Consider the following 24055-nt stretch of genomic DNA (forward strand, 5'->3'; position numbering starts at 1 on the left):
GGCCTCCTACGTTGTCAATATGCGTGATCGGCCGGTCGTTGTGCTGCACGACGGCAGCGCGCCCAGCGCCGAGATGATGGCCCCTGTCACCGAGCTCACCGCGGTGCGCTACACCGACGAAGCAGGGTTGGCCGAGGCGCTGTCCGGGGCCGAGGTGCTGTTCGCCTACCACTTCCTCTCCGATGCGCTAGCCGAGGCCTGGCACGGGGCGGACAGCCTGCGTTGGCTGCACGTGGCTGCCGCCGGCGTGGACTCGTTCATGACGCCGCAGGTGCGCGACAGCGACGTCGTGGTGACCAACTCCCGTGGCGTGTTCGACGACGCGATCGCGGAGTACGTGCTCGGCCAGGTGCTCTCCTTCGCCAAGGATCTGCCCGGCTCCTGGCGCCGGCAGCAGCAGCACATCTGGGAGCACCGGGAGTCCGAGCGGGTCGCCGGCACCCGGGCGCTGGTCGTGGGCACCGGTCCGATCGGGCGGTCGATCGCCCGGCTGCTGCGAGCCGCAGGTCTGCAGGTGCGCGGCTCGGGGCGCAGGGCCCGGGAGGGCGACCCGGACTTCGGCGTGGTACGCGCCCAGGAAGATCTGCCGGGTGAGCTGGCGGCCGCCGACTGGGTGGTGCTCGCTGCGCCGCTGACCGATGCCACCCGGGGGATGATCGACAGTGCAGCTCTGACGGCGATGCGCCCCTCCGCCCGGCTGATCAACGTAGGTCGAGGAGAGCTGGTGCGCACCGAGGACCTGGTCACCGCCCTGCGGGAGGGCACGATCGCCGGTGCTGCCCTGGACGTGCTGGAGACGGAACCGCTACCGGCCGGGCACCCCCTCTGGGACCTGCCCACCGCGTTGATCACGCCGCACAGCTCCGGTGACTTCATCGGGTGGCGCGGGGCGCTGGTGGACCTGTTCGCACAGAACCTGGCCCGCTGGCAGGCGGGCCAGCCGCTGCACAATGTCGTGGACAAGACCAGAGGATACGTACCAGGGAGCTGACGTGGAACCCACCGAGATGACCGCCGTCGAACTCGTCACCGCCTATGGTGCCGGTGAGCTCTCCCCGGTCGAGGTGACCGCCGCCGTCCTCGATCGGATCGAGGAGGCCGACGGCGAGCTGAACGCGTTCAACCTGGTGGACCGCGAGTCTGCCCTGGCCCAGGCGAGAGAGTCCGAGGAGCGCTGGCGCAACGGCTACAGCAAGGGGCTGCTGGACGGGGTGCCGATCTCGATCAAGGACATCTTCCTCACCAAGGGGTGGCCCACGCTGCGGGGCTCGAAGTCCGTCGCACCCGACCAGCCGTGGCCGGTGGACTCCCCGGTGGCGGCACGGCTCCGGGACGATGGCATGGTGTTCGTCGGTAAGACCACCACCCCGGAGATCGCATGGAAGGCGGTCACCGACTCCCCGCTGACCGGGATCACGAGGAACCCGGCCGACCCGTCGAAGACGCCCGGCGGGTCCTCCGGCGGAGCGGGTGCGGCAGTAGCGGCGGGGATGGCTCCCCTGGCAGTGGGCACCGATGGCGGTGGCAGCATCCGGATCCCCGCCAGCTTTTGCGGGATCGTTGGGCTGAAACCTACGCACGGACGGGTGCCGATGTACCCGGCGAGCCCGTTCGCACCGCTCGCGCACGCCGGTCCGATGACTCGGACCGTGGAGGATGCGGCGCTGCTGATGGACATCTTGGCGCTGCCCGACCACCGGGATCCGACGTCGCAGGCGCCACCGCACCTGACCTATCGGGGTGAGTTCAACCGTGAGGTCACCGGGATGCACGTGGCCTACTCCCGCGACCTGGGCTACCTGCAGGTGGACGCCGAGGTGGCGGCGATCGTCGACGCCGCAGTGACGAAGATCGACCAGGCTGGTCTGCACGTGGAGGCGGTCGACCCAGGCTTCGACGACCCGTTGGACGCGTTCGAGACCATGTGGGCCTGTGGTGCGGCAGCGCTGCTGCGCACCATGCCGAACGTCCGGGAGACGATCGACCCCGGGCTGGCGGCAGTGTGGGACAAGGGGGAGAGCCACAGCGGTGTGGACTACATCCAGGCACGCAGTGTCGGGGCGGCAGTGGGCATCACGATGGGGGAGTTCAGCGAGAACCACAATGCCCTGATCACCCCGACCGTGGCGATCCCGCCGTTCGAGGCCGGGCACGACGTGCCGCCGGGCAGCGGCCTGACCCGGTGGCCGCAGTGGGCGGGATTCAGCTACCCGTTCAACATGACCGGCCAGCCGGCGATCAGCATCCCGGTGGGCACCACTGCAACGGGTCTGCCCGTCGGGCTGCAGATCGTCGGGCCGCGGCACGCCGACGACCTGGTGCTCGCACTGGGCCGGTTCGTGGAGTGGCTGCTCGCCTGAGCAGTCCCGGTGCCGCACGCCACGGTCGCGAACCCGGTCGCGAACCCGGTCGCGAACGCTCGCATTTGCGACCCTGAATCGGTTCAGGGTCGCAAATGCGAGCGTTCGCGACTCACCTGGGGTCAGGCGCGGGCGTAGGTGAGGCGTTCGCCGACGAATCCGTTCCGCCACAGGTCGTTGCACGCCTCGGCCATCGCCGGCAGACCGTCGGTGATGGTGGCGAACACGTTCCCGGGCACCCAGCCGACGTCCCCGTTCAGCAGCAGGTTGTTCCGGTCGTAGAAGATCGCCAGGTCGGTGGCGCCGTTCTCCGCGTGTGCCTGGGACCCCTGCTCGTAGCCGTAGGCCGGGTTGCCGATCTCCCACGGTTCGAAGTCGAAGAGGCACACGTCGCCGGGGATCGGGGTCACCGTGGGGTTCTCCCGGCGCGGGGCGCTGGTGATCCTGGGTACCAGGGCGTACACCTCGTTCCGGGCGAACTTGGCGTGCACCGCGTCACCGGACTGCGGCAGCACGTCCCACACGGCCGTACTGGTCGCCGGCGCGACGTCATCGAGCAGCCGAGCGCGACAGGTCACGCCTCGCTGCTCCAGGGTGATGGTGATGTAGCGCGGCACAGCCGCCTCCTTGTTCATCTGTGGGTTCTTCCCCGCCGGGTCAGACCTTGGCCGCCAGGCCGGTCAGACCTCGGCGAGCACCTCGGACCAGATGCTCAGCGCCTCCTCGATCTCCGCGGCACTGACCACCAACGGCGGGATCATCCGGACAGTGTTCATGTACGCACCACAGGTGAGCAGGAGCAGGCCCTTGGCTGCCGCTGCCTGCTGGGCGGCGGCGGCACGAGCACCGTCCGGGCGGCCGTCCGCGGTGGTGAACTCCGAGCCGACCAGCAGACCCAGGCCACGCACGTCCCCGACCGCCTCGGTGGCCCGGTCCCGCACGCCGGTGAGCAGCTGATGGCCACGTTCGGCAGCGTTGGCGACCAGCCCCTCCTTCTCGATCACGTCCATCGTGGCCAGTGCTGCGGCACAGGCGACGGCGTTCGCGCCATAGGTACCACCCTGGGAACCGGGCCACGCCTTGGCCATCAGCTCGGCGGAGGCGGCCATCCCGGAGATCGGGAAGCCCGAGGCGAGCCCCTTGGCGATGGTGATGATGTCCGGGCGGACGTCGAAGTGCTGGTGGCCGAAGTACTTGCCGGTGCGGCCGAACCCAGTCTGGATCTCGTCCATCACCAGCAGGATGCCGTGCTCGTCCGCCCGCTCCCGCAGTCCTTGGAAGAAGCGGGTGTTGCCCGGCACGTAGCCACCCTCGCCGAGCATCGGCTCGACCACGAACGCTGCCGTCTCGGCCGGTGAGGTCACCGTGGCGAACAGGTAGTCCAGCTCGCGCAGGCAGAAGTCGGTGGCCGCTTCCTCGGACCAGCCATACCGGAAGGCGGTCGGGAAGGGGGCGACGTGCACGCCGGACATCAACGGGGAGAACCCGGCGGAGAACCGGGTGCCGGAGGTGGTCATGGTGGCCGTGGCGACGGTGCGGCCGTGGAACCCGCCGTGGAAGACGATCACGTTCGGCCGACCGGTGGCCTGCCGGGACAACCGGAGCGCGGACTCGACCGCCTCGGAGCCGGAGTTGGCGAAGAACACCGAGTCCAAGCCTTCGGGCAGCACGTCCCCGAGCCGCTCGACCAGGTCCAGCAGCGGGCGGTGCATCACAGTCGTGTACTGTCCGTGCACCAGCTTGCCGACCTGCTCCTGCGCCGCGGCCACCACCCGCGGATGGCAGTGCCCGGTGCTGGTCACCCCGATCCCGGCGGTGAAGTCCAGGTAGCGGCGTCCGTCGGCGTCGAAGATCTCGCAGCCGCGGGCGTGATCGACCACCACAGGTGTGGCCTGGCGCAGGTGGGGAGACAATGTGGCCATGGGACCCTCCAGAGAAGTATTGTCGGATTGTCGACAATACTTCTAGGCTGGCCATGAGGCAAGGAGTCGAAGATGGAAACCACCACACCCACCGCCACCGCTGAACGCGAGGCCATCGAGTCCGTCCCGAAGGGGCTGTTCGTCGCCGGCCAGTGGCGCCCGACCGAAGCCACCATGCCGGTGGAGGACCCGTCCACCGGTGAGGTGCTCTGCGAGGTCGCCGATGCCAGCCCGGCTGAGGCGATGCCGGCGCTGGACGCCGCCGCCGCGGCCCAGGCCGACTGGGCCCGCACCACCCCCCGCGAGCGCAGCGAGATCCTCTCTCGCGCCTTCGAGCTGATGATCGCCGAGACCGAGCGGCTCGCGCTGATCATGACCCTGGAGATGGGTAAGCCGCTGGCCGAGTCCCGCGGGGAGGTCGCTTATGCGGCGGAGTTCCTCCGCTGGTTCGCCGAGGAGGCGGTACGCATCGACGGCGGCTACATGACCGCCCCGGGCGGCGGCTCCCGGTTCCTGGTCACCAAGCAGCCGGTCGGCGTGAGTCTGATGATCACGCCGTGGAACTTCCCGCTGGCGATGGGCACCCGGAAGATCGGACCGGCGATCGCCGCCGGCTGCACCTCGGTGATCAAGCCCGCCGCACAGACCCCCCTGTGCACGCTCGCGTTCGCCGAGCTGCTCACCCGCGCCGGGCTGCCCGACGGTGTGGTGAACGTGGTCACCACCGGTCAGGCGGACCAGGTGATGAGTCCGCTGATCCTCGACCCCCGGTCCCGCAAGCTGTCCTTCACCGGGTCCACCGGGGTGGGCAAGCACCTGCTGGAGCTGTGCGCGAAGACGGTGATGCGCACCTCGATGGAGCTCGGCGGCAACGCCCCGTTCCTGGTGTTCGAGGACGCCGACCTGGATGCCGCCGTGGACGGGGCGATGCTGGCCAAGATGCGCAACATCGGCCAGGCCTGCACCGCGGCCAACCGCATCCTGGTGCACCGGGACGTGGCGGAGCAGTTCGCCGAGAAGATGGCTGCCCGGATGGCAAGCCTGCCGATGGGCCGCGGGACCGAGGACGGTGTGGTCGTCGGCCCGCTGATCGACGACCGGGCCGTGGCCAAGGTGACCGGTCTGGTCGCCGATGCCACCGAACGCGGTGCCACTGTGCACCTGGGCGGGAGCGCGCACGAGGGGCCCGGCCACTTCTACCCGGCCACGGTCCTCACCGACGTGCCCCCGGAGGCGGAGATGGCCCACACGGAGATCTTCGGCCCAGTGGCAGCGATCACGCCGTTCGACACCGAGGAGGAGGCGATCGCACTGGCCAACGACACCCCCTACGGTCTGGTCTCCTACGCCTTCACCCAGGACCTGGCCCGGGGCATCCGGGTCGGGGAGGGGCTAGAGGCCGGCATGGTCGGGCTGAACCTGGGTGTGGTGTCCAACCCGGCCGCACCCTTCGGCGGGATCAAGGAGTCCGGCCTGGGCCGAGAGGGCGGGTTCCTCGGCATCGACGAGTTCCTGGAGACCAAGTACATCGGCATCCGGGTCTGAACCCATGGACCCCGTGGTGGAGGCCGTGACACGATCGGGGCATGGCCTCCACCACGGCTGCGCAGCAGCGGCTCCGGGACCTGGCCCTGCTGCGGCGGGTGCGGGACCGCATCGACCGGGAGTACGCCGAGCCGTTGAACGTCCAGGCGCTGGCGCGGGAGGTGGGCATGTCTGCCGGCCACCTGAGCCGGACGTTCCGCGCCGCCTACGGTGAGCCGCCGTACAGCTACTTGATGACTCGCCGGGTGGAGCGTGCGATGACTCTGCTGCGCCGAGGCGACCTCTCGGTGACCGAGGTGTGCTTCGCCGTCGGCTTCTCCTCGCTGGGCACGTTCAGCAGCCGGTTCGCCGAGCTGGTCGGGATGCCACCCAGCCAGTACCGGGCGCAACAGGCGGACTGGGCGGACGGAATCCCGCCGTGCATGGCCCGGCGGGTCACCAGACCGGTCAGGAATCGAGAAGCCACGCCCGGTGGCCGCGCTCTACTGTGAGCCGCATGGACATCACGATTCACGCAAGCTTTCTCCCGCACACCGACGCCGAGGCCGCACTGCGCTTCTATCGCGATGCGCTCGGCTTCGAGGTCCGCAAGGACGTCGGTTACCAAGACATGCGCTGGCTGACCGTCGGCCCACCGGGACAACCGGACGTCAACGTCGTGCTCTACCCGCCCACCGCCGACCCGAACATCACCGAGGAGGAGGGCAGGGTCATCACCGAGATGATCGCCAAGGGCACGTTCGCCAGCCTGATGCTTGCCAGCCCGGACGTGGACGCGGCGTTCGCCGCCGTGCAGGCCCACGACGTGGAGGTGGTGCAGGAACCCACCGACCAGGACTGGGGGATGCGGGACTGTGCGTTCCGCGACCCGGCCGGCAACATGGTCCGGATGCAGCAGGTCGGCTGACCGGCCGTGTGCAGCCCAGCCAAAGTTGGCCCACCCGCCCGGCCCGCCCCGGCGGCACCGCGGGATGCTCAGCAGCGCAAGCAGGACGCCCTCAGCCTGCTCACCACTCCGGCGATCGATGCCTGGGTGGCCACCGCATCGCCCGACGGCGCCCCGTACGTCGTCCCGCTCTCCCTCGCCTGGATCGAGGGCCGGGTAGTTCTCGCCCTGCCTGCGGCAACGCGCACCGCGCGGAACCTGGCTGCCACGGCCAGGGCACGGCTCGGGGTGGGAGCCACCCGCGACGTCGTGCTCATCGACGCCGAGCTGGACCGGATGCTGGCAGTGGACGACCACGAGGCGGCGAGCGTCGGCGCCCGCTACGCAGCCCAGGCGGACTGGGATCCGCGCGCCGCTCCGGCTGGTCAGGTCTACGCTGTGCTGCGCCCGCAGCGCATCCAGGCCTGGCGGGAAGCGAACGAGCAGGAGGACCGCACGCTGATGCGTGACGGCGCCTGGCTGACCGGATCTGACCACCCGGCCCCACGGCGTCCGGCAGGATGAAGACCCCACCCGGACCGCTCCACCGAGCAGAGGAGAACCCCTCGATGGCCACCACCACCGAATCGGCCACCACAAGCACCCACCTGGCCGACAGCCACGACAAGATCCGGGTGGTCGGCGCCCGGGAGAACAACCTCGACGGCGTCTCCGTGGAGATCCCGAAGCGGCGGATCACCGTGTTCACCGGGGTGTCCGGCTCCGGGAAGAGCTCACTGGTGTTCGACACCATCGCCGCGGAGTCCCAGCGGATGATCAACGAGACCTACAGCGCGTTCGTCCAGGGGTTCATGCCCAGCCTGCCGCGACCGGACGTGGACCTGCTGGACGGGCTCACCACGGCGATCATCGTGGACCAGGAACGGATGGGCGCCAACCCGCGGTCCACTGTGGGCACCGCCACGGACACCTACACGATGCTGCGGGTCCTGTACTCCCGGATCGGGCAGCCGCACGTGGGACCGCCCACGGCATTCGCGTTCAACGTGCCCACCTCCCGAGCGGGCGGGGTGATGAGCACCGAGAAGGCCGGCCGGGTGGAGAAGAAGGTGGTCAAGGACGCGGTGTACCTCGGCGGGATGTGCCCGCGGTGCGAGGGCACCGGATCGGTCTCCGACTTCGACCTGACCGCGCTGTACGACGAGACCAGGTCTCTAGGCGAAGAAGCGTTGCTGGTGCCCGGGTACTCCATGAGCGGCTGGTACGGGCGGATCTTCGCCGGTGCCGGGTTCGACCTGGACAAGCCGATCGGGAAGTACACCAAGCGGGAGCGGGAGAAGCTGCTCTACGGCCCGCCGGAGAAGATCAAGGTGGAGGGTGTCAACCTCACCTACGAGGGCCTGATCCCGAAGATCCAGAAGACGATGCTGGCCAAGGACGTGGAGGCGATGCAGCCACACGTGCGCAGGTTCGTGGAGCGCGCGATCACCTTCGACGTCTGCCCGGACTGCGAGGGCACCCGGCTGAACGCCTCGGCCCGGTCGGCGAAGATCGCCGGGGTGAGCATCGCCGAGGCCACCACGATGCAGATCACTGACCTGGCCGAGTGGGTGCGCTCCCTGGCGGAACCCACGGTGGCCCCGCTGCTCGAGACGCTGCTGGACACGCTCGACTCGTTCGTGCAGATCGGCCTGGGCTACCTGAGCCTGAACCGGCCGGCCGGATCACTCTCCGGCGGCGAGGCGCAACGCACGCGGATGATCCGGCACCTGGGCTCCTCGCTGACCGACGTCACCTACGTGTTCGACGAGCCCACGATCGGGCTGCACCCGCACGACATCGACCGGATGAACCAGCTGCTCGTCCAGCTGCGGGACAAGGGCAACACCGTGCTGGTGGTCGAGCACAAGCCGGAGACCATCGCGATCGCCGACCACGTCGTCGACCTGGGTCCCGGAGCGGGGACCGACGGCGGCCAGATCACCTATCAGGGCGACCTGGCCGGACTGCGGCGCAGCGACACGATCACCGGCCACCACCTGGGCGACCGGGTACGCCTGAAGGAGCAGGTCCGCACTCCCTCCGGGGCGCTAGAGGTGCGTGGTGCGCACACGAACAACCTGCAGGACCTGGACGTGGACATCCCGCTCGGCGTGCTGTGCGCGATCACCGGCGTGGCTGGATCCGGGAAGAGCTCCCTGATCGGCGGGTCGGTGGCGAAGCGGGACGGTGTGGTGGTGATCGACCAGAGCGGCATCAAGGGGTCCCGCCGGTCGAACCCGGCCACCTACACCGGGCTGCTGGACCCGGTCCGGAAGGCCTTCGCCAAGGCCAACGGCGTCAAGCCGGGCCTGTTCAGCGCGAACTCCGACGGCGCCTGCCCGGCGTGCAACGGCGCCGGGGTGATCGTCACCGAGCTCGGCTTCATGGAGTCCTTCTCCACCACCTGCGAGGAGTGCGAGGGCCGGCGGTTCCAGGCCACGGTGCTGGAGTACACCTTCGGCGGTGCGAACATCGCCGAGGTCCTGGAGATGTCGGTGTCCCAGGCGGCGGAGTTCTTCGCCGACGGCGAGGCCAAGGTTCCCGCTGCGCACACCATCCTGGAACGCCTGGTGGACGTCGGCCTGGGATATGTGAAGATCGGACAGCCGCTGAACACCCTCTCCGGCGGTGAGCGGCAGCGGCTGAAGCTGGCGGTGCAGATGGGCGCCAAGGGGGAGGTGTACGTGCTGGACGAGCCGACCACGGGGCTGCACCTGGCGGACGTGGAACAGCTCCTCGCGCTGCTGGACCGACTGGTCGACGGTGGCAGGTCGGTGATCGTGATCGAGCACCACCAGGCGGTCATGGCCCATGCGGACTGGATCGTGGACCTAGGTCCAGGGGCAGGGCACGACGGCGGTCGCGTGGTCTTCGAAGGCACGCCGGCTGATCTCGTGGCCGGCCAGACCACGCTGACCGGCAAGCACCTCGCAGACTACGTGGCCGGCTGAGTGGGTCAGCGGCCGGTCCCGGCGTCGTCCCGCCCGAACCGGGCGAGGTAGTGCCACACCCGCTTCAGCACCTGCAGGTCGTACTTCCCGGACCGTGCCGCGTCCCCGATCACGTCCGGGGTGAGCACCGGAGCAAGCTCCTGGGCGAGCTGCACGTACTGCCGCCCGCGGTAGGACGGGTCCAGCCGAGCTGTCGACAGCCGGAAACCCGGGTGATAGCGCACCTCGCAGCCCAACGCCGCGGCGGCCTCTGCGACCTGCGAGCCGGCGAAGCACGGGTCCAGCACCAGGGCGGTCACGTCCCGGTCCACCTGGACGCCGCCGTGCACGTGGGCCTCGACCGCCTCGTCCAGGTGGTCCAGGCCCGAGGCGTCGGCCAGTGCACACAGCTTTGGCAGCAGTTCGGGTCGCCACGCCGGTTCCAGGCGCCGTAGACCGGCCGCTCGTGCGGGTGGCTGTGGTCGTACCGGCCCGCGAACAGCCGGCTCTCCCAACGCCACCGGTCGCCGCCGGGGTGCGCGGTGAGTCCGCCGTTGGATATCCCGGTGGCGAACTGGGACCGGTAGACACCGTCTGCGGCGAGAGACTCCAGCACCCTCCGGCCAGGTGGGCTCAGTCCAGGCAGAACTCGTTGCCCTCGGGGTCGGTCATCACGATGAAGCCGCCGCTCATCGGCTCCTCCGGCTCGAACCGCTGCACCCGGGTGGCCCCCAGGCCCACCAGGCGCGTGCACTCGGCCTCCAGCGCCGCCATCCGCTCCTCACCCTCCAGCCCAGGCGCGGCTCGGAGGTCCAGGTGCACCCGGTTCTTCGCAGTCTTCGCCTCGGGGACCCGCTGGAAGAAGATCCGCGGGCCGTCCCCGTCTGGGTCCTCCAGGGCGGAGCTGGACCGCCACTGGCTCTCCGGCACACCGATCTCGGCGAGGAACTCCTGCCAGACGCTGAACGGGTCCACGCCCTCGGGGATCTGGTGGCCCGGGGGAGCGGGGTGGACGTAGCCGAGCGCCTCGGCCCAGAAGTAGGACAGGGTGACCGGGTCGTGGGCGTCGAAGGTGACCTGGAAGGCGGTGCTCATGCTGGGACTCCGTTCGTGTGCAGGTACAGGTCGCGCAGCAGGCAGACCTCGGACAGGTGGTGGATCAGCTCGCGGTTGATGTGCAGCACCAGCACCGCCATCGCAGCCTCCGGGTACGGCTCTGCTTCCCCGACGGGCACGGCGAGGCCCTCCTGACCCAGCGAGGCGACGCCGTCGAGCCAGGTGTCCAGCTGCGTGTTCAGCTGGGCCAGCGCCTCCTCGGCCGTGCCGGCGTACTCCCAGGACTCGTACGAGGCCGGAGGTGCGCCGAAGTGTGCCGCGTTCCGGGCGGCCAGCACGCCGACGATCACGTGCCCGAGCCGCCAGGCGATGGTCGTGAACGGGGCCGGATCGGGTTCCGGGAAGGCGAAGTCGATCGTGAAGTCACCCGCCCCGCCCTGGATCGGCGCCGTCGACGTGCCACGCGGGTGGATGCTCCAGGCCCCGGGCACCGGGGACCAGAAGTACTCCTCGTCGGTCATTCCGGTCAGCCGCCGGTCCCACAGCGCGGCGCGGTGGAAGGTGATCTGTTCCAGCAGCTCGTGGTGGTAGTCCACGGAGTTCGTGTGCATGCGACCACCTTCTCTCCGAAACCGGACAGGATCGGTCCGCTACGGACGAGAGGTGCCCTTCGCGCGGCGGTACTCCGCGAGGAACTCCGCGATCCGACCGATCGCCTCCTCCAGCATCTGCACGTCCGGCAACGTGACCAGCCGGAAGTGGTCAGGCTCGGGCCAGTTGAACCCGGTGCCGTGCGTGACCAGCAGGTGCTTGGAACGCAGCAGGTCGATCACGAACTGCTGGTCGTCGGCGATCGGGTACACCTCCGGGTCCAGCCGGGGGAAGCAGTACAGCGCACCGTCCGGGCGCACCGAGGTCACACCGGGGATCTCGTTCAGCAGCCGGTCGGCGAGCATCGACTGCTCGTAGAACCGGCCACCCGGGACGATTAGCTCCTCGATGGACTGGTAGCCGCCGAGCGCGGTCTGGATGGCGTGCTGGGCGGGCACGTTGGAGCACATCCGCATGTTCGCCATCAGGGTGAGGCCCTCGATGAAGTCGGCAGCCAGGTGCTTGGGTCCGGACAGCATCAGCCAGCCGGACCGGTACCCGCACACCCGGTAGGCCTTGGACAGTCCGCTGAACGTCAAGCAGAGCACGTCGTCACCGGTGTAGGCGGCCGTGTGATGGTGCTCGGCGCCGTTGTACACGATCTTCTCGTAGATCTCGTCGCTGAAGATGACCAGGTCGTGCCGGCGGGCGAGGTCCACCAGGTCCTTGACCATCTGCTCGGAGTACACCGCCCCGGTGGGGTTGTTCGGGTTGATGATCACCATCGCATGGGTGTTCTCGGTGATCTTCGACTCGATGTCCACCAGGTTCGGCATCCACCCGTTGCTCTCGTCGCACAGGTAGTGCACCGGGGTGCCGCCGGCCAGGGACACCGCACCGGTCCACAGTGGATAGTCCGGTGCTGGCACCAGGATCTCGTTGCCGTCGTCTACGAACGTCTGCAGCACCAGGGAGATCAGCTCGGAGACGCCGTTGCCGATGAACACGTCGTCCACGTGCGCATCCTGCAGGCCACGGGACTGGTAGTACTGCGCGACCGCGGTGCGGGCGGAGAAGATGCCGCGGGAGTCGGAATAGCCCTGCGCCTCGGGTAGGTGGTGCACCACGTCCGCCTGGATCGCCTGCGGGGCCTCGAACCCGAACGGGGCGGGGTTGCCGATGTTCAGCTTGAGGATCCGGTGCCCCAGGGACTCCAGACGCTCGGCTTCGACCAGGATCGGCCCCCGCACGTCGTAGCGGACGTTCTTGAGCTTCTTGCTCTGCTTGATGGTGCGCACACCCTGATTCTCGCAGCGTCTGCGCGCTGCGGCGTACCCGGGTCCCGGTGCGCCGCAAACCCGGACCGGCAGGAAAGCGGACTGTTTCGGTCCACCTGACCTGCCACAGTGGCTGCATGGGTGCACCAGAGCGAGACGAGCGCGGCACGACCGAGCGGGTGCTCGGCCTGCTCGGGCGGCTGCAGCAGCGGCAGGTCTGGACCGGTCCGGAGCTCGCCCGCCGCCTCGGGGTGACCACCCGGACGGTGCGGCGGGATGTGGACCGGCTGCGTGCGCTCGGCTACGCGGTGGAGGCGAGCCAGGGGGTGGGCGGCGGCTACCGGCTGCGCGCCGGGCAGGAGGTGCCGCCGCTGCTGCTGGACGATGCGGAGGCGATCGCCATCGCCGTGTCCCTGCTTGCCGGCGCCGGCGGCGGGGTCAGCGGCGCTGAGGAGGCGGCGCTCGGTGCACTGACAAAGCTGGACCGGGTGCTGCCGGCGCGGCTGCGGGAACAGGTGCGGGCGCTGGCCGGGACCGTGGAGTCCTTCGGCACCACCCGCCTGCCGGTGGACTCCCGGGCGCTGATGACGTTGGCCCGCGCGTGCCGGGACGAGGTGGAGGTCGAGTTCGACTATCCCTCTCGGGGCGAGCTGCGCCACCGTCGGGTGCAGCCGTACCGGCTGGTCGCCTCCGGGCACTGGTGGTACCTGTTCGCCTTCGACACCGGCGCAGGGGACTGGCGCACGTTCCGGGTGGACCGGATGGGCCAGGTCGCCGCCCGCACCTGGCGGTTCACCCCGAGGCAGGATGCACCGGAGGCGGCCGCCTACGTGCAGGAGGGGATAGCCAGCCGCGGGTACCCCCGCCAGGCACGGTTCCTCGTACAGGCCCCTGCCGCCACGGTACGAGACCAAGTCCCGGCGCGTGCCGCCGTCGTGCAGGAGCGCGACGACCGCAGCTGTGAGCTGCGCGCCGGCGCGGAGGACCTGGACTTCGTGCTGCTGCACGTTGCTCTGCTCGGGCACGACTTCGAGGTGCTCGACCCGCCGGACCTGGCCGGCCGCGCCCGGGAGCTGGCCGAGCGCCTCGCCGGTGCCGCCGCTCGTGAGTAAGGCTGCTGGGGTGATAGCAGCAGTGATCTTCCACGCGAGACCTGGGTCGAGCGCCCCGCTTCCCAGTGGGCCGGGACCGACCGCCGTCGAGGTGGTGATGGCCCACCCGGCCTACGGCGAGCCGGGCTGGCCACGAGCGGCGGCACCGCTGGTCGTGCGGTCGGCGTCATCCCTTCGTCGGACGCTACCTCCCCGGGAGCACAGCCATGATGGGCAGATGACCTCGACGAGACCCTCCGCCGGCATGCGTGCCGCCGCCGTGGCCTGGTTGCTGCAACCGGTGTACCTGCTGATCGAGCTGGTCGCCGCCGCTGTGAACACCACCCCCTACAGCCTGTGGCACAACACGATCAGCGACCTGGGGGCCACCACGTGCACCATGATCGACTACCAGAGCGCCCAGGTCCCGGTGTGCTCCCCGGCGCACCTGGTGGTGAACCTCTCGTTCGTGCTGTTCGGCGCGGCGATGGCGGTCGCAGCGGTGCTGCTGCGCCCGCAGCTTCCCCAGGGGCGTCTGGTCACGGCAGCGGTGGTGTCCTGGGTGGTCGCGGGCGCCTCCTCGGTCGGCAGCGGGCTCACCCCGTTGGACCGGGCCCTGGAGCTGCACGCGCTGGTGTCCGCGCCGGGGATCGTGCTCTCTGGGGTGGCGATGGTGCTCACCGGGTGGGCGCTAGTGCGCACCTGGTCCAGCTCGTGGTGGGTGCTGCTGGCCGCGGGGGTGGTGAGCACGGCGGCCGGTCTGCTCATGCTGGTGCGGCTCGAGGTGCAGTGGGGTGGCCTGGTGGAGCGGATCGCACTGTGGCCCTCGTTGTTCGGCTGCGCGGCAGTGGCCCTCGCGCTGCTGCACCGTACCGGGAGCCTGCCTGCCCTACGCTGGTCCGGATGGACCACGGCACGCTGAGCGAGGAGCACGTGCTGCGGCTGCGCCGGATGGAACCGGCTGATGCAGCCGAGCTCGCCTCCTGGGCCCGGGACAGTGCCTTCTGCACTGCCGCCGGCTGGTCACAGGGCCTGCCCGAGGCGGAGCTGGTGGAGTTCTGGGAGAGCGTGGTCGCTCCCCGCCGCAGGACCTGCGGCGGCTCACGGCAACGCTGGGCGGCGTCGTGGTGGGCTACGTCGACCTGCACGGCGTCGTCCCGGAGGTCCTGGAGCTGGGCTACGTAGCCGACCCGGTACCTGCGGTACTCGATCACCCGGGCGGAGTGGCACACCACATTGGACCGGGCATCCGGGCGCACGCTCTGATATTCAGGTGCGCCCGCCCTGCCGGACGGTGTGAGATCAGGGGATGAGCCTTCAGCTGAGCACCCCCGACCAGGACGGTCTCGCGGCCGCTGTCGCCGCCCTCCGGTCCTGGCAGCATGACGTCGCGCCGATGCAGCTGCACCCCGGCGACCTGGGCTGGTACGAGCGGTACGGCAGCCAGCGGGCCGCTGCAGCCGTGCGCACCTGGAGCCAGGACGGACAGCTGCTCGCCCTCGCGTTCCTGGACGAGGCAGACCTGGCCCGACTGACCACCGCGCCCGAGGTGAGCGCGGACGAGGCGGTGGCCGCCGCGATCGCCGCCGACCTGGACGACCCCGCCCGGGGCGTGCTGCCCGCCGGGAGGGCCTACGTGGAGGCACCGGACACCTACGCGGTGAAGCCGGCACTGGAGGCCCGCGGCTGGCTGGTGGACGAGGCGTGGACGCCGCTGCGCCGGGACCTGGCCGAACCGGTGGACGACCCGGGCCTGCGGGTCGAGGAGGTGGGGCCAGAGCGTGCAGCCGACTGGGCCGGTGTGCTCTCCTCGGCGTTCGGCAACCCGGCCTTCGACGAGCGCCGGTGGCAGGCCATCGTCGCAGGGGTGTGCGCAGAGGACGCCACCAGCCTGGTCGGCTACGACACCCACGGGACGGCGGTCGCGGCGATCACCGTCTGGTCGGCTGGTCCTGGTCGGCCGGGCCTGATCGAGCCGATGGGGGTGCATGCCGAGCACCGCGGGCACGGGTACGGCCGGGGCATCACGCTCGCGGGTGCGGCGACGCTGCGGGAGCGCGGCGCCTCCAGCGTGCTGGTGTGCACGCCGAGCACGCTGGTGGGTGCGGTGGCGACCTACCGGTCCGCGGGCCTGGTGCCAGGTCCGGAGCGGACCGACCGGCGCAGGGACGGCTGACCGCTCCCAGCTGCCGGCACGGGAGGCTGCCCACCCCCTGGTGATCGCCCCCTGCATCTTCAGACTATGCCGTGGGTGGGGGCTTGTGGCAAGGCCCCACCCACGGGCGAGAATCCTCTCACTCGCCCGGTGGCCGCCGGGCCTGCTGCGGAGGGGGAACTCATGAACAAGGTCGCCGGAGTGCGGGACACCGACCGGTACGTGCTCGACCTGACCGGGCTGCGACATGCGGACCTGCCGCTGGTCGGTGGCAAGGCGGCGGGTCTGGGTGAGCTCACCCAGGTGGACGGCGCGCACGTGCCTGCCGGGTTCTGCGTCACCACCGCCGTGTTCCAGCAGGTGACGGCACGGGCGGGCTGGTTCGCGGACCTGCTCGGCCGCCTCGAGGCGCTGGCACCCGAGGATGGTGAGAGCATCCGGGCAGTGGCGGGCCAGCTGCGCCGCCAGATCGAACGGGCGCAGATCGCTGCCGCGGCCGCCGCGCAGGTCGTGGCACGACTGCGCGCGTTCCCGGCCGGCACGGCGTTCGCGGTCCGGTCCAGCGCGACCGCTGAGGACCTGCCGTGGGCCTCGTTCGCCGGGCAGCAGGACAGCTTCCTGAACGTGATCGGCACAGAGGCGGTGCTGCACCGGATCCGGTCCTGCTGGGCGTCGCTGTTCACCGAGCGGGCGGTGGCCTACCGGGTGCGTCACGGTATCGACCATCGAGCCGCGCAGATGGCGGTGGTGGTGCAACAGATGCTCGCACCGGAGGCCTCCGGTGTGCTGTTCACCGCCGACCCGATGACCGGAAACCGCACGGTGACCCAGGTGGAGGCCACGTTGGGCCTGGGGGAGGCGCTGGTATCCGGGCAGGTCGACCCGGACTCCTACCGCGTGAGCGATGCCCAGGTGGTCGACCGGAGGGTGACCCGGAAGACCACGGCGAGCTACGCCGTCGGCAGTGGCGGCACACGGCCACAGACGGTTCCCGTGCACCAACAGGACGCACCGGTGCTGACCGAGGCGCAGGTGCTGGCGTTGGTCGGCCTGGGCCGGCGGGTCGAGGCCCACTTCGGGCGGCCGCAGGACATCGAGTGGTGCCTGGTCGCCGGCGCCTTCCACCTGGTGCAGTCCCGGCCGATCACCACGCTGTTCCCGGTCCCAGCCGCGCAGGAGGTGGGCAACCGGGTATACCTGTCAGTCGGCCATCAGCAGATGATGACCGAGGCGATCAGACCGCTGGGGATCTCGTTCTGGCAGCTGACCACACCGCGCCCGATGGCGGTGGCCGGTGGTCGGTTGTTCGTCGATGTGACAGAGCGGCTCGGCTCTCCGGCAGCGCGCGAGGGGCTGTTGGCGGACATGGGCCGCTCCGACCCGTTGATGGGCGATGCGCTGGAGACCGTGCTGGCCCGGGAGGGCTACCTGCCGGAGGGGAACGATCCGGTGCCGCCGGCACCGCACCGGGCTGAGGCCGCCGAGCTGCCGGACGCTGACCCGGCGCTGGTCAGCGCCCTCGTGCACAGCTCGCAGGCCTCGCTCGCGGGGCTGGCCGAGCAGCTCGCCGGAGTGAGCGGACCGACGGTGTTCGCAGCGATCCGTGCGGACCTGCCAGAGCTCCGGCAGCAGCTGTTCAACGCCGACAGCATGCGGGTGATCATGGCCGGGATGACCGCCGCCTGGTGGTTGAACGAGCAGCTGGCCGACTGGCTGGGGGAGGTGAACCCGGCGGACACGCTCACCCGGTCGGTGCCGGACAACATCACCTCCCAGATGGGGCTGGCGCTGCTGGACGTGGCTGACGTGGTTCGCCAGCACCCGCAGGTGGTGGCGTTCCTGCACGAGACCGACGACCCCGGCTTCCTCCACCGGCTCGACCAGCTGCCCGGCGGGGACCAGGCACGTGCTGCGATCGAGGGTTACCTGGACCAGTACGGGATGCGCTGCGTGGGGGAGATCGACATCACCAGGCCGCGGTGGGTCGAGCAGCCGACTGCTCTGCTGCCGGCGCTGCTGGGCCATGTGGACACCGCTGCGCCGGGGGAGGGGCGGCGCCGGTTCGCCGAGGGGGTGCGGGCAGCCCAGGCGAAGGAGCAGGAGCTGCTCACCGCGGTGCGCGCCCTGCCGGGCGGCGCGGCGAAGGCGGCGGAGACGAAGCGGATGATCGATCGGCTACGCGCGTTCACCGGCTACCGGGAGTATCCGAAGTACGCGATGGTCAGCCGCTACCTGCTCTACAAGCGGGCGCTGCTGGCCGAGGCGCGTTCGTTGGCCGACGAGGGGGTGCTGGCCGAGCCCGAGGAGGTGTTCTTCCTGACGTTCGACGAGCTCGCTGAGGCGGTCCGCACCCGCCAGGTGGACCGGGAGGCCATCGACCGCCGAGCACGTGAGCACGAGGAGCACCGCGCGCTCGTGCCACCGCGGGTGCTCACCTCCGACGGTGAGGCGGTCGTGGGTCGGTATCGGCGCGAGTCGGTCCCGGACGGCGCGCTGGCGGGCCTGCCGGTCTCTGCCGGTGTGGTGCAGGGGCGGGCGCGGGTGGTGCACGATGTCGCCGATGCCGAGCTGGCCCCTGGCGACATCCTGGTCACCACCAGCACGGACCCGAGCTGGTCGCCGCTGTTCGTGACGATCGCCGGGCTGGTCACCGAGGTGGGCGGGATGATGACCCACGGTGCGGTGGTCGCCCGCGAGTACGGACTGGTCGCGGTGGTGGGCGTGCCGGGTGCCACGCAGCAGATCCGCGACGGCGACCAGGTCCGGGTGGATGGCACGCGCGGGTGGGTGCAGGTGCTGTCCTGATCTGGGGCCGCGGACTCAGTCGGCCTGCTCGGTGAGGAGTTCGTCGGTGACGCGACCGCCGTCCTGACGAGGCCGGATGAGGCGGTCCAGGTCGAATCCCTGCCGGGTGGCCTCGGCGAGGAACTCCCGCTCGATGCCGCCTTCGACGTGCGGCGTCCGGGAAAGGAACCAGAGGTTGGCCCGGTCAGGGGTGCCGACCAAGGCGTGCTGGTACTGCTCGTCGAGCTTGAGGACCCAATAGTCGCCCTTGGTGAACGGGATCCAGCGCAGCAGCTCGGGCAGGAAGGTGACCTCCAGCTGGGCGGGGGAGTCGCCGGCAGGTGTGGCCCGGCCGAGGGCCTGGGTGGGTTGGCCGTCGGCGTCGAAGCAGCGGTTGTCCACCTGGATAGAGCCGTCCTCGTTCAGGGCGTAGCTGGCGGTCACGTTGCTGGCGGCGTCGTCCTCGTAGCGCATCGGCAGGCGGGCGATCTCGTACCAGAGGCCGAGGTAGCGCTCCAGGTCGAGATGGTCGACGGCGGTCACATCAGTGGGGGAGGTCATAGGGGCCTCTCGTCGGAGGTGCTGGGAGTTCGACGGTAACCGGCGAGGTTCAGTGCGGCGACTCCAGACCCGGTCGGCCGCCCGGTACCTGCTGCCGTTGCTCGGTCAGTGGTCGAGCACGCGCTCGAGCGCGGCGTAACCGGCCGGCTCCCATGTCGGTTTTCCGCCCGGTAGTCTGTGTCGACCATTCTGTCCGACCTGGATGAGCGCGAGTGCGCGGAGAACGGCCCAGCCGCGAGCGCGGGTGACGAGCGCGTCGTCGGTGTGCGGGTAGGCCGCGAAGAAGGGCTCGGCGTCCCCGCGGGGGAGCAGCACCCAGGCGGCGGAGGCATCCCAGGCGGGGTCGCCGGCGCAAAGGTCACCGAAATCGAGCACACCGGCCAGACAGCCGGCTCGGGTGACGACGTTGGCCGGGTGCAGGTCACCGTGCAACCACAGGGGCGGTCCTGTCCAGGCGGGGGCGCCGACAGCCGCGGTCCAGAGATCGCGGAGCCGGTGTCTGTACGGATGGTCGGCGATCAGCTCGAACCATCCGTCCACGGGCCCTGCCTGGTCCAGCGGGAGCCCACGCGGCGGGTTCACCGGCGCGTCGACCGGTGCTGGGCGGTGCAAGGCGTCCAAGAACCGGGCGAGCACAGTGGCGGCGCCGGTGCTGGTGACCGGGGCGCGGTCCGCGGGCTGACCCTCGACCCAGCGCACGATCGCCCAGGCCCGGTCGAACAGCTCGGACGGCGCACCCTGGCGGAGCGGCACCGGGACTGGCAGGGGGAGGCCTGTGGCCAGGGTGGGCAGCCAGTCCTGCTCCTTCTGCAGCAGGCCCGGGGCCCGGTCGCTGACCGGCAGCCGCACAGCGAGCTGGTCACCGAGCCGCCACTGCCGGTTGTCCCAGCCGCCCTCGACCTCGGTGAGCGACAGGCCCGCCAGGTCTGGGTGCTGCTCCTGGAGCAGTGCACGTACGAGCGCTCGGTCGGGCACGACCTGGGTCATCGGAGGCTCCGGTAGTGGACAGTGTGGCCCTATTTTATTGGCGGCCCGAGGAGGTCGTTGTGGCACAGTGGCGGCGTGCCGTCGACCTCCAGCGTGATCCCCTGGGTGACCTGGCTGCGGATCGTGACCATCTACGCCGTCGTGCTGGTGCACACGATGGGGGCCACTGTGGCGGACCCGACCTCGACGACGACTGTGAACGGTTGGGTGGCCCGGGCACTCGACCTGCCGCTGATGTGGGCGCTGCCGGTGTTCGTGATGCTCTCCGGCACCCTCGCCCTGGACCCGGAGCGCTTCCGCGGAAGCGGCGACTACCTGCGCAAGCGCGCCCTGCGGCTGGTGCCCGCCACGCTGTTCTGGAACGCGGTCTACGTCACTGACCTGGTGCTGACCACGCGAGGATGGGGCGAGGACTGGCGGGACGCCGTCGGCCTGGTGCTGGCCGGCGAGGTCGCTCCGCACCTGTACTTCTTCTGGATCGTGCTGGGCCTGTCCGTGCTCACCCCGGTGCTGATGCCCTGGATCGCGCAGACGGGGCGGCGGGCATGGTTCGTGGCAGCCGGCTGCGCCTGGCTGGTCCCGATCCTGTCGATGTTTCCCCTGTTGCCGGGCGGCGAGCGGCTGGGAGTGCACACCTCGGCGTGGACCTGGTGGGTGCCCTACCTGGGGGCCTACCTGATGGGGTGGGCGCTGCGCGGTGTGCGGCTGCCGCGCTGGGCCGTGCCGCCGGCGGGTGTGCTGATGGTGGCGCTGATGGCGCTGCTGACCTGGCAGTGGGAGAACCCGAGCGCGCCGGAGTGGTTGCAGCAGTGGTTCCCGGCGAACTACTACGGGCCGACGGTGGCCGTGCTGTCCTGTCTGGTGGTGCTGCTCGCGCAGACGTTCGTCCGGCCCGGGGGAGTGGGGACAGTGCTCACCCGGCCGGCCGTGATGCGGTTCGCCCAACCGGTCGCCGCCGCGACGTTGGGCATCTTCGCGATGCACTTCCTCATCCTGACCACCGCTGTGCGGCTCGGCGTGCTGGGGGAGCCAGTGGCGTCCTGGCCGGTGCTGCTGGTGCGGTTCGTGGTCGTGAGCGTGGTGACGACGCTGCTCGTGCTGGTGCTGCGGCGGGTGCCGGTGGTCCGGCGAGTGCTGTGAGTGGCGCGTCTGGTCAGGAATGGCCCGCTGCGTCGTCCTGGTGGCGCGCGTGCTCCTCGAGCTCGAGGGCGATGAAGCTGTCGATCATCGCGGTCCACACGTTCGTGACCACCGAGCGGGAGACGCCCTCAGCATCGGCGAGGGCCCTGAGGCGCTCCATCATCGCAGCGCGTCGGTCCGCGGCGCGCACCGCAGTCGCGTCGGACTTGAACTGCGCGGCCTCGAGCACGAGCGGAGGCGTGGAGACCTCGTCACTGTCGCCGGTGGCGTCTACGAGGGCAAACCGCGGCCCGCGCTTGCTGCGCGTCGGGCTCCAGGCGTCCCGACGAGATTGGGCTCGACCAGAATAGCTTCGTGATGATCGACAAGGTCACGACCATCCGACGCAGCAACGTGGGGGATCGGGCGGCTGGAGCAATCCACATTGGTCGAGATGGAGAGGCGGCTCCTCGTCTTTCTCGGATTCGGCGGGTAGGCTCACCACCCTGGCTGCCGGATCTGACTCGCTCCGCGATGGCTCCGATCTCAGCACGGTCGCCCGTCGCGGCGCCCATCATTAGCCAGGAGAGCCGAGAATGGATATTCGCACATATCCGAACTTCGTTTCCCGCAGATATGCCGACATGCGTGCGACCTTTGGAAAGGCGCTGCTCGAAGGTAGACACAGCGTCGGACGCACGCCTCGCGACGGCGACGCGCCTTGGGGTGCCAGTCTCATAATCCGATTTTCCCATCCGGTGGCCAAGCGCCTCGCGGAAGTGGCCGAGACCTGCTGCCGTGCCGCACGGGTCCGGTTCTACGATACCGAGCTGACGAGTTGCATATCACGGTACGCAGTCTTGAGGGATACCGAGCGTACTCTCTAACCGAGGCACGACGTGAGGAACTTAGCTGCTACGTCACGGACTCCATCACTGGGGTATCGCCCTTCCAGATCCAGTTGCGCGGCCTATCTGGCGGCGGTGACTCTCTCTTCGCCTGCGGCTACGCCGAACCGGCACTCACCCAGATCCGTAACGCACTCCACTCTAGACGTCACCAGATAGATTCCACCGGCCCAACAAGTCCCGACGCCACTCGCATCCGAGATACCGCTCACGCGTCATTGGTAGTCTTTCGCCAGCGATCCGAAGCCGAGCCAAATATCGCCACGATCCTCGATGACTACGCTGAGGTGGACTTTGGAACCCAGTTGGTGAGGGAACTTACACTCGTCGAGTACACCCCGAACACATCATCGGTGGGAATGACTTCTTTAGCGACATTCGCCCTACAGTGATCGAAGCCTCAAGCAAGGTATCGAGTCAGTGGCGCGGAGGGCCACTGACTCGAGATCAACTGAGTGGTGCAGACCTGCGACTGGGTAGGAGCGGCGAGGCCGCGTCGTGATGCGTCGCGCGACGCGAGCCGCGGGCTGGGTTTTCCCGACCGCTAGGCCGATAGTAACCAGTGTGATCCCCATCGAGGATGAGTTGCGGTCTGAACGCGCCGACCTCAAGCAGGCTGCGCGCGGTGGAGTTGGTCGGGTTGCGGAACCCAACGCGGAGCCGCGCAGGTGCTCGAGCCTGCCGACAGCCACCTCACTACGTATGCGACATGCAGCGTGGCGATGACAACCCAACCGCTCTCCGGGGAAGATGGAGCGATGAACCGCAGCGATGACGTGCCCGCACGCGTCGCGCTGTTCTTCGGCTGGGCACGCTCACCGCTCTGGTACCGGACCGGGGAGCAGGTCGGGGACGTGGATCTGGACTCGCTGCCGATCTCCGCTGGTCTGCGCGAGCGACTCCGGCAGTGGAATGATCATGCCGACAGCATCCTGTCCTCCAACGCCTTCGAGTGGCCAGACGAGGCTACTGAGGCTCAGCACGTCGCCACCGGCTCAGCACTGGCTCAGGCGGTGCGCGACGAGCTCGGGACCGAGGTCATCTATACACCTGACGGGAATGTCGACGAACCGATGCAGCGGTCAGTGCCGCCACAAGAACAAGCCGGGGAAGGTTGGTGTGCGTACGCACCGCTGAGCAGCTCGACGTTCCGACCGCGGCGCCGGTGGCCCGAAGACCAATCCTGAGAGCAAGGCGGCTGGGCGGGACTGGGCAGTAGTTATGTCAGGACTTGACCGGTCGCGCCAGCCACCCGCGGCAGGGCGTCGGAGCACGTCACCTGGCTGTTGCAGCCTGCGCACCCAGGGACACCCGACGACGACCTATCCGCCAACGACAGCCGCCCGGCATCTCAGCAGCCGCTAGCGTTTTCTCAGGCACAGCACGTCCTGCGTGCCGCAACCCACCAGAGCACTGGGCACGAGCACACCACCGGGCACCATCGCAACACTCTCCCGAGAAGGCGCCTATCGCCGATAATGTACATTATGTCATTCTGTGCTCCGCGTATTGCATCAGATGAATCACCCCTTCCCCCAGCCGGCCTCCAGCAGGTGCGCCCCCTGGCGAGGCTGTGACCTGCACCGCGGCGGCTCACATCTGCCCGTCACTCGAACGGGTTGACGATCCGCACGCCCCGTAGCTCACTTCCGGTGGCCAGGTCCTCGGTGTCGACGCGGCACGACGCACCAACGGCGCATCTGCCGACATCACCGGAAGATCTATCACCTCCAGGCTCGCTTCGGCGTCCGCCCTCGTCCGCCCGAGCTTGCGCGTCAGGACCGTGTGCAGCTCGATCATCACCTGGGTGCTGATACCGCGTCGGCTGCCCGATCAAGAAA

At 69.8% G+C, this 24055-nt stretch carries 24 protein-coding genes; 14 read left to right on the plus strand and 10 right to left on the minus strand.

Annotated elements, in window-relative coordinates:
* Window positions 1-19: 19 nt before the first annotated feature.
* Entirely contained in the window at window positions 20-991 is a 972-nt protein-coding gene (locus tag K338_RS0100895) for a D-2-hydroxyacid dehydrogenase (protein ID WP_022916299.1), read from the plus strand.
* Between the two features lies 1 nt (window position 992).
* Entirely contained in the window at window positions 993-2360 is a 1368-nt protein-coding gene (locus K338_RS0100900) for an amidase (RefSeq protein WP_022916300.1), read from the plus strand.
* Window positions 2361-2482: 122 nt separating this feature from the next.
* Here K338_RS0100900 and K338_RS0100905 read toward each other — a convergent pair whose 3' ends face one another.
* Window positions 2483-2995, minus strand: coding sequence for a DUF3830 family protein (locus K338_RS0100905; protein ID WP_022916301.1), 513 nt, complete (start codon window positions 2993-2995; stop codon window positions 2483-2485).
* A gap of 45 nt (window positions 2996-3040) precedes the next feature.
* Window positions 3041-4282 carry an aspartate aminotransferase family protein gene (locus K338_RS0100910; protein WP_022916302.1) on the minus strand — a complete coding sequence of 414 codons (1242 nt, stop codon included), beginning with the start codon at window positions 4280-4282 and terminating at the stop codon, window positions 3041-3043.
* 72 nt (window positions 4283-4354) lie between these two features.
* On the opposite strand from K338_RS0100910, the gene K338_RS0100915 reads away from it, so the two are divergent.
* From K338_RS0100915 to K338_RS0100935, 5 genes are read left to right on the plus strand one after another with little or no spacing between them, the layout of a single operon-like run.
* Complete coding sequence (locus tag K338_RS0100915; RefSeq protein ID WP_022916303.1) at window positions 4355-5827, plus strand: NAD-dependent succinate-semialdehyde dehydrogenase; 1473 nt, start codon at window positions 4355-4357, stop codon at window positions 5825-5827.
* Between the two features lie 41 nt (window positions 5828-5868).
* Window positions 5869-6318, plus strand: coding sequence for a helix-turn-helix transcriptional regulator (locus K338_RS0100920; RefSeq protein ID WP_022916304.1), 450 nt, complete (start codon window positions 5869-5871; stop codon window positions 6316-6318).
* 5 nt (window positions 6319-6323) lie between these two features.
* Window positions 6324-6734, plus strand: coding sequence for a VOC family protein (locus K338_RS0100925; RefSeq protein ID WP_027286286.1), 411 nt, complete (start codon window positions 6324-6326; stop codon window positions 6732-6734).
* Window positions 6735-6740: 6 nt separating this feature from the next.
* On the plus strand, window positions 6741-7277 hold the full coding sequence (locus K338_RS19715; RefSeq protein ID WP_022916306.1) for a pyridoxamine 5'-phosphate oxidase family protein: 537 nt from the start codon (window positions 6741-6743) through the stop codon (window positions 7275-7277).
* Between the two features lie 44 nt (window positions 7278-7321).
* Window positions 7322-9706 (plus strand): ATP-binding cassette domain-containing protein, encoded by a 2385-nt coding sequence (locus K338_RS0100935; RefSeq protein WP_022916307.1) that lies wholly within the window; start codon window positions 7322-7324, stop codon window positions 9704-9706.
* Window positions 9707-9711: 5 nt separating this feature from the next.
* Here K338_RS0100935 and K338_RS24885 read toward each other — a convergent pair whose 3' ends face one another.
* The 5 genes from K338_RS24885 to K338_RS0100955 are packed head-to-tail and all read right to left on the minus strand — an operon-like array spanning window position 9712 to window position 12630.
* The gene (locus tag K338_RS24885; RefSeq protein WP_051154621.1) at window positions 9712-10035 is read right to left on the minus strand and encodes a DUF3626 domain-containing protein; all 324 of its coding nucleotides are present in this window, start codon (window positions 10033-10035) and stop codon (window positions 9712-9714) included.
* On the minus strand, window positions 10002-10301 hold the full coding sequence (locus K338_RS26535) for a DUF3626 domain-containing protein (protein WP_425413812.1): 300 nt from the start codon (window positions 10299-10301) through the stop codon (window positions 10002-10004). The genes K338_RS24885 and K338_RS26535 overlap by 34 nt, the downstream gene beginning before the upstream one ends.
* 17 nt (window positions 10302-10318) lie before the next feature.
* Window positions 10319-10780, minus strand: coding sequence for a VOC family protein (locus K338_RS0100945; RefSeq protein ID WP_022916308.1), 462 nt, complete (start codon window positions 10778-10780; stop codon window positions 10319-10321).
* Window positions 10777-11352 carry a DinB family protein gene (locus K338_RS0100950; RefSeq protein ID WP_022916309.1) on the minus strand — a complete coding sequence of 192 codons (576 nt, stop codon included), beginning with the start codon at window positions 11350-11352 and terminating at the stop codon, window positions 10777-10779. Before K338_RS0100950 ends, K338_RS0100945 begins: the two co-directional genes overlap by 4 nt.
* A 39-nt stretch (window positions 11353-11391) precedes the next feature.
* Complete coding sequence (locus K338_RS0100955) at window positions 11392-12630, minus strand: pyridoxal phosphate-dependent aminotransferase (RefSeq protein ID WP_022916310.1); 1239 nt, start codon at window positions 12628-12630, stop codon at window positions 11392-11394.
* Window positions 12631-12746: 116 nt separating this feature from the next.
* Between K338_RS0100955 and K338_RS0100960 the strand changes: the two genes are divergently transcribed.
* The 5 genes from K338_RS0100960 to rph all read left to right on the plus strand — a co-directional run bounded on the left by K338_RS0100960 (window position 12747) and on the right by rph (window position 18660).
* Entirely contained in the window at window positions 12747-13721 is a 975-nt protein-coding gene (locus K338_RS0100960; RefSeq protein WP_022916311.1) for a helix-turn-helix transcriptional regulator, read from the plus strand.
* Window positions 13722-13938: 217 nt separating this feature from the next.
* Window positions 13939-14622, plus strand: a complete 684-nt coding sequence (locus tag K338_RS24210; RefSeq protein WP_169579503.1) for a DUF998 domain-containing protein — start codon at window positions 13939-13941, stop codon at window positions 14620-14622.
* Window positions 14604-14885, plus strand: coding sequence for a hypothetical protein (locus K338_RS0100970; RefSeq protein ID WP_022916313.1), 282 nt, complete (start codon window positions 14604-14606; stop codon window positions 14883-14885). Before K338_RS24210 ends, K338_RS0100970 begins: the two co-directional genes overlap by 19 nt.
* 124 nt (window positions 14886-15009) lie before the next feature.
* Entirely contained in the window at window positions 15010-15876 is an 867-nt protein-coding gene (locus K338_RS0100975; protein ID WP_022916314.1) for a GNAT family N-acetyltransferase, read from the plus strand.
* A 162-nt stretch (window positions 15877-16038) separates the two neighbouring features.
* Window positions 16039-18660 carry a rifamycin-inactivating phosphotransferase gene (gene rph, locus K338_RS0100980; RefSeq protein ID WP_022916315.1) on the plus strand — a complete coding sequence of 874 codons (2622 nt, stop codon included), beginning with the start codon at window positions 16039-16041 and terminating at the stop codon, window positions 18658-18660.
* Window positions 18661-18675: 15 nt separating this feature from the next.
* Here the strand turns inward: rph and K338_RS0100985 are convergent, their stop codons facing one another.
* Complete coding sequence (locus K338_RS0100985; RefSeq protein ID WP_022916316.1) at window positions 18676-19200, minus strand: lipocalin family protein; 525 nt, start codon at window positions 19198-19200, stop codon at window positions 18676-18678.
* 105 nt (window positions 19201-19305) lie between these two features.
* The gene (locus tag K338_RS0100990) at window positions 19306-20187 is read right to left on the minus strand and encodes an aminoglycoside phosphotransferase family protein (RefSeq protein ID WP_022916317.1); all 882 of its coding nucleotides are present in this window, start codon (window positions 20185-20187) and stop codon (window positions 19306-19308) included.
* 75 nt (window positions 20188-20262) lie between these two features.
* Between K338_RS0100990 and K338_RS0100995 the strand changes: the two genes are divergently transcribed.
* Window positions 20263-21327, plus strand: coding sequence for an acyltransferase (locus K338_RS0100995; RefSeq protein WP_022916318.1), 1065 nt, complete (start codon window positions 20263-20265; stop codon window positions 21325-21327).
* A 13-nt stretch (window positions 21328-21340) separates the two neighbouring features.
* On the opposite strand, the gene K338_RS19730 is transcribed toward K338_RS0100995, so the two are convergent.
* Window positions 21341-21556, minus strand: coding sequence for a chorismate mutase (locus K338_RS19730; protein WP_022916319.1), 216 nt, complete (start codon window positions 21554-21556; stop codon window positions 21341-21343).
* 1416 nt (window positions 21557-22972) lie between these two features.
* Between K338_RS19730 and K338_RS0101005 the strand changes: the two genes are divergently transcribed.
* On the plus strand, window positions 22973-23401 hold the full coding sequence (locus K338_RS0101005; RefSeq protein WP_022916320.1) for a hypothetical protein: 429 nt from the start codon (window positions 22973-22975) through the stop codon (window positions 23399-23401).
* The last annotated feature ends 654 nt before the right edge of the window (window positions 23402-24055 follow it).

The sequence above is a fragment of the Ruania albidiflava DSM 18029 genome (genome assembly GCF_000421225.1).
Lineage (GTDB): Bacteria > Actinomycetota > Actinomycetes > Actinomycetales > Beutenbergiaceae > Ruania > Ruania albidiflava.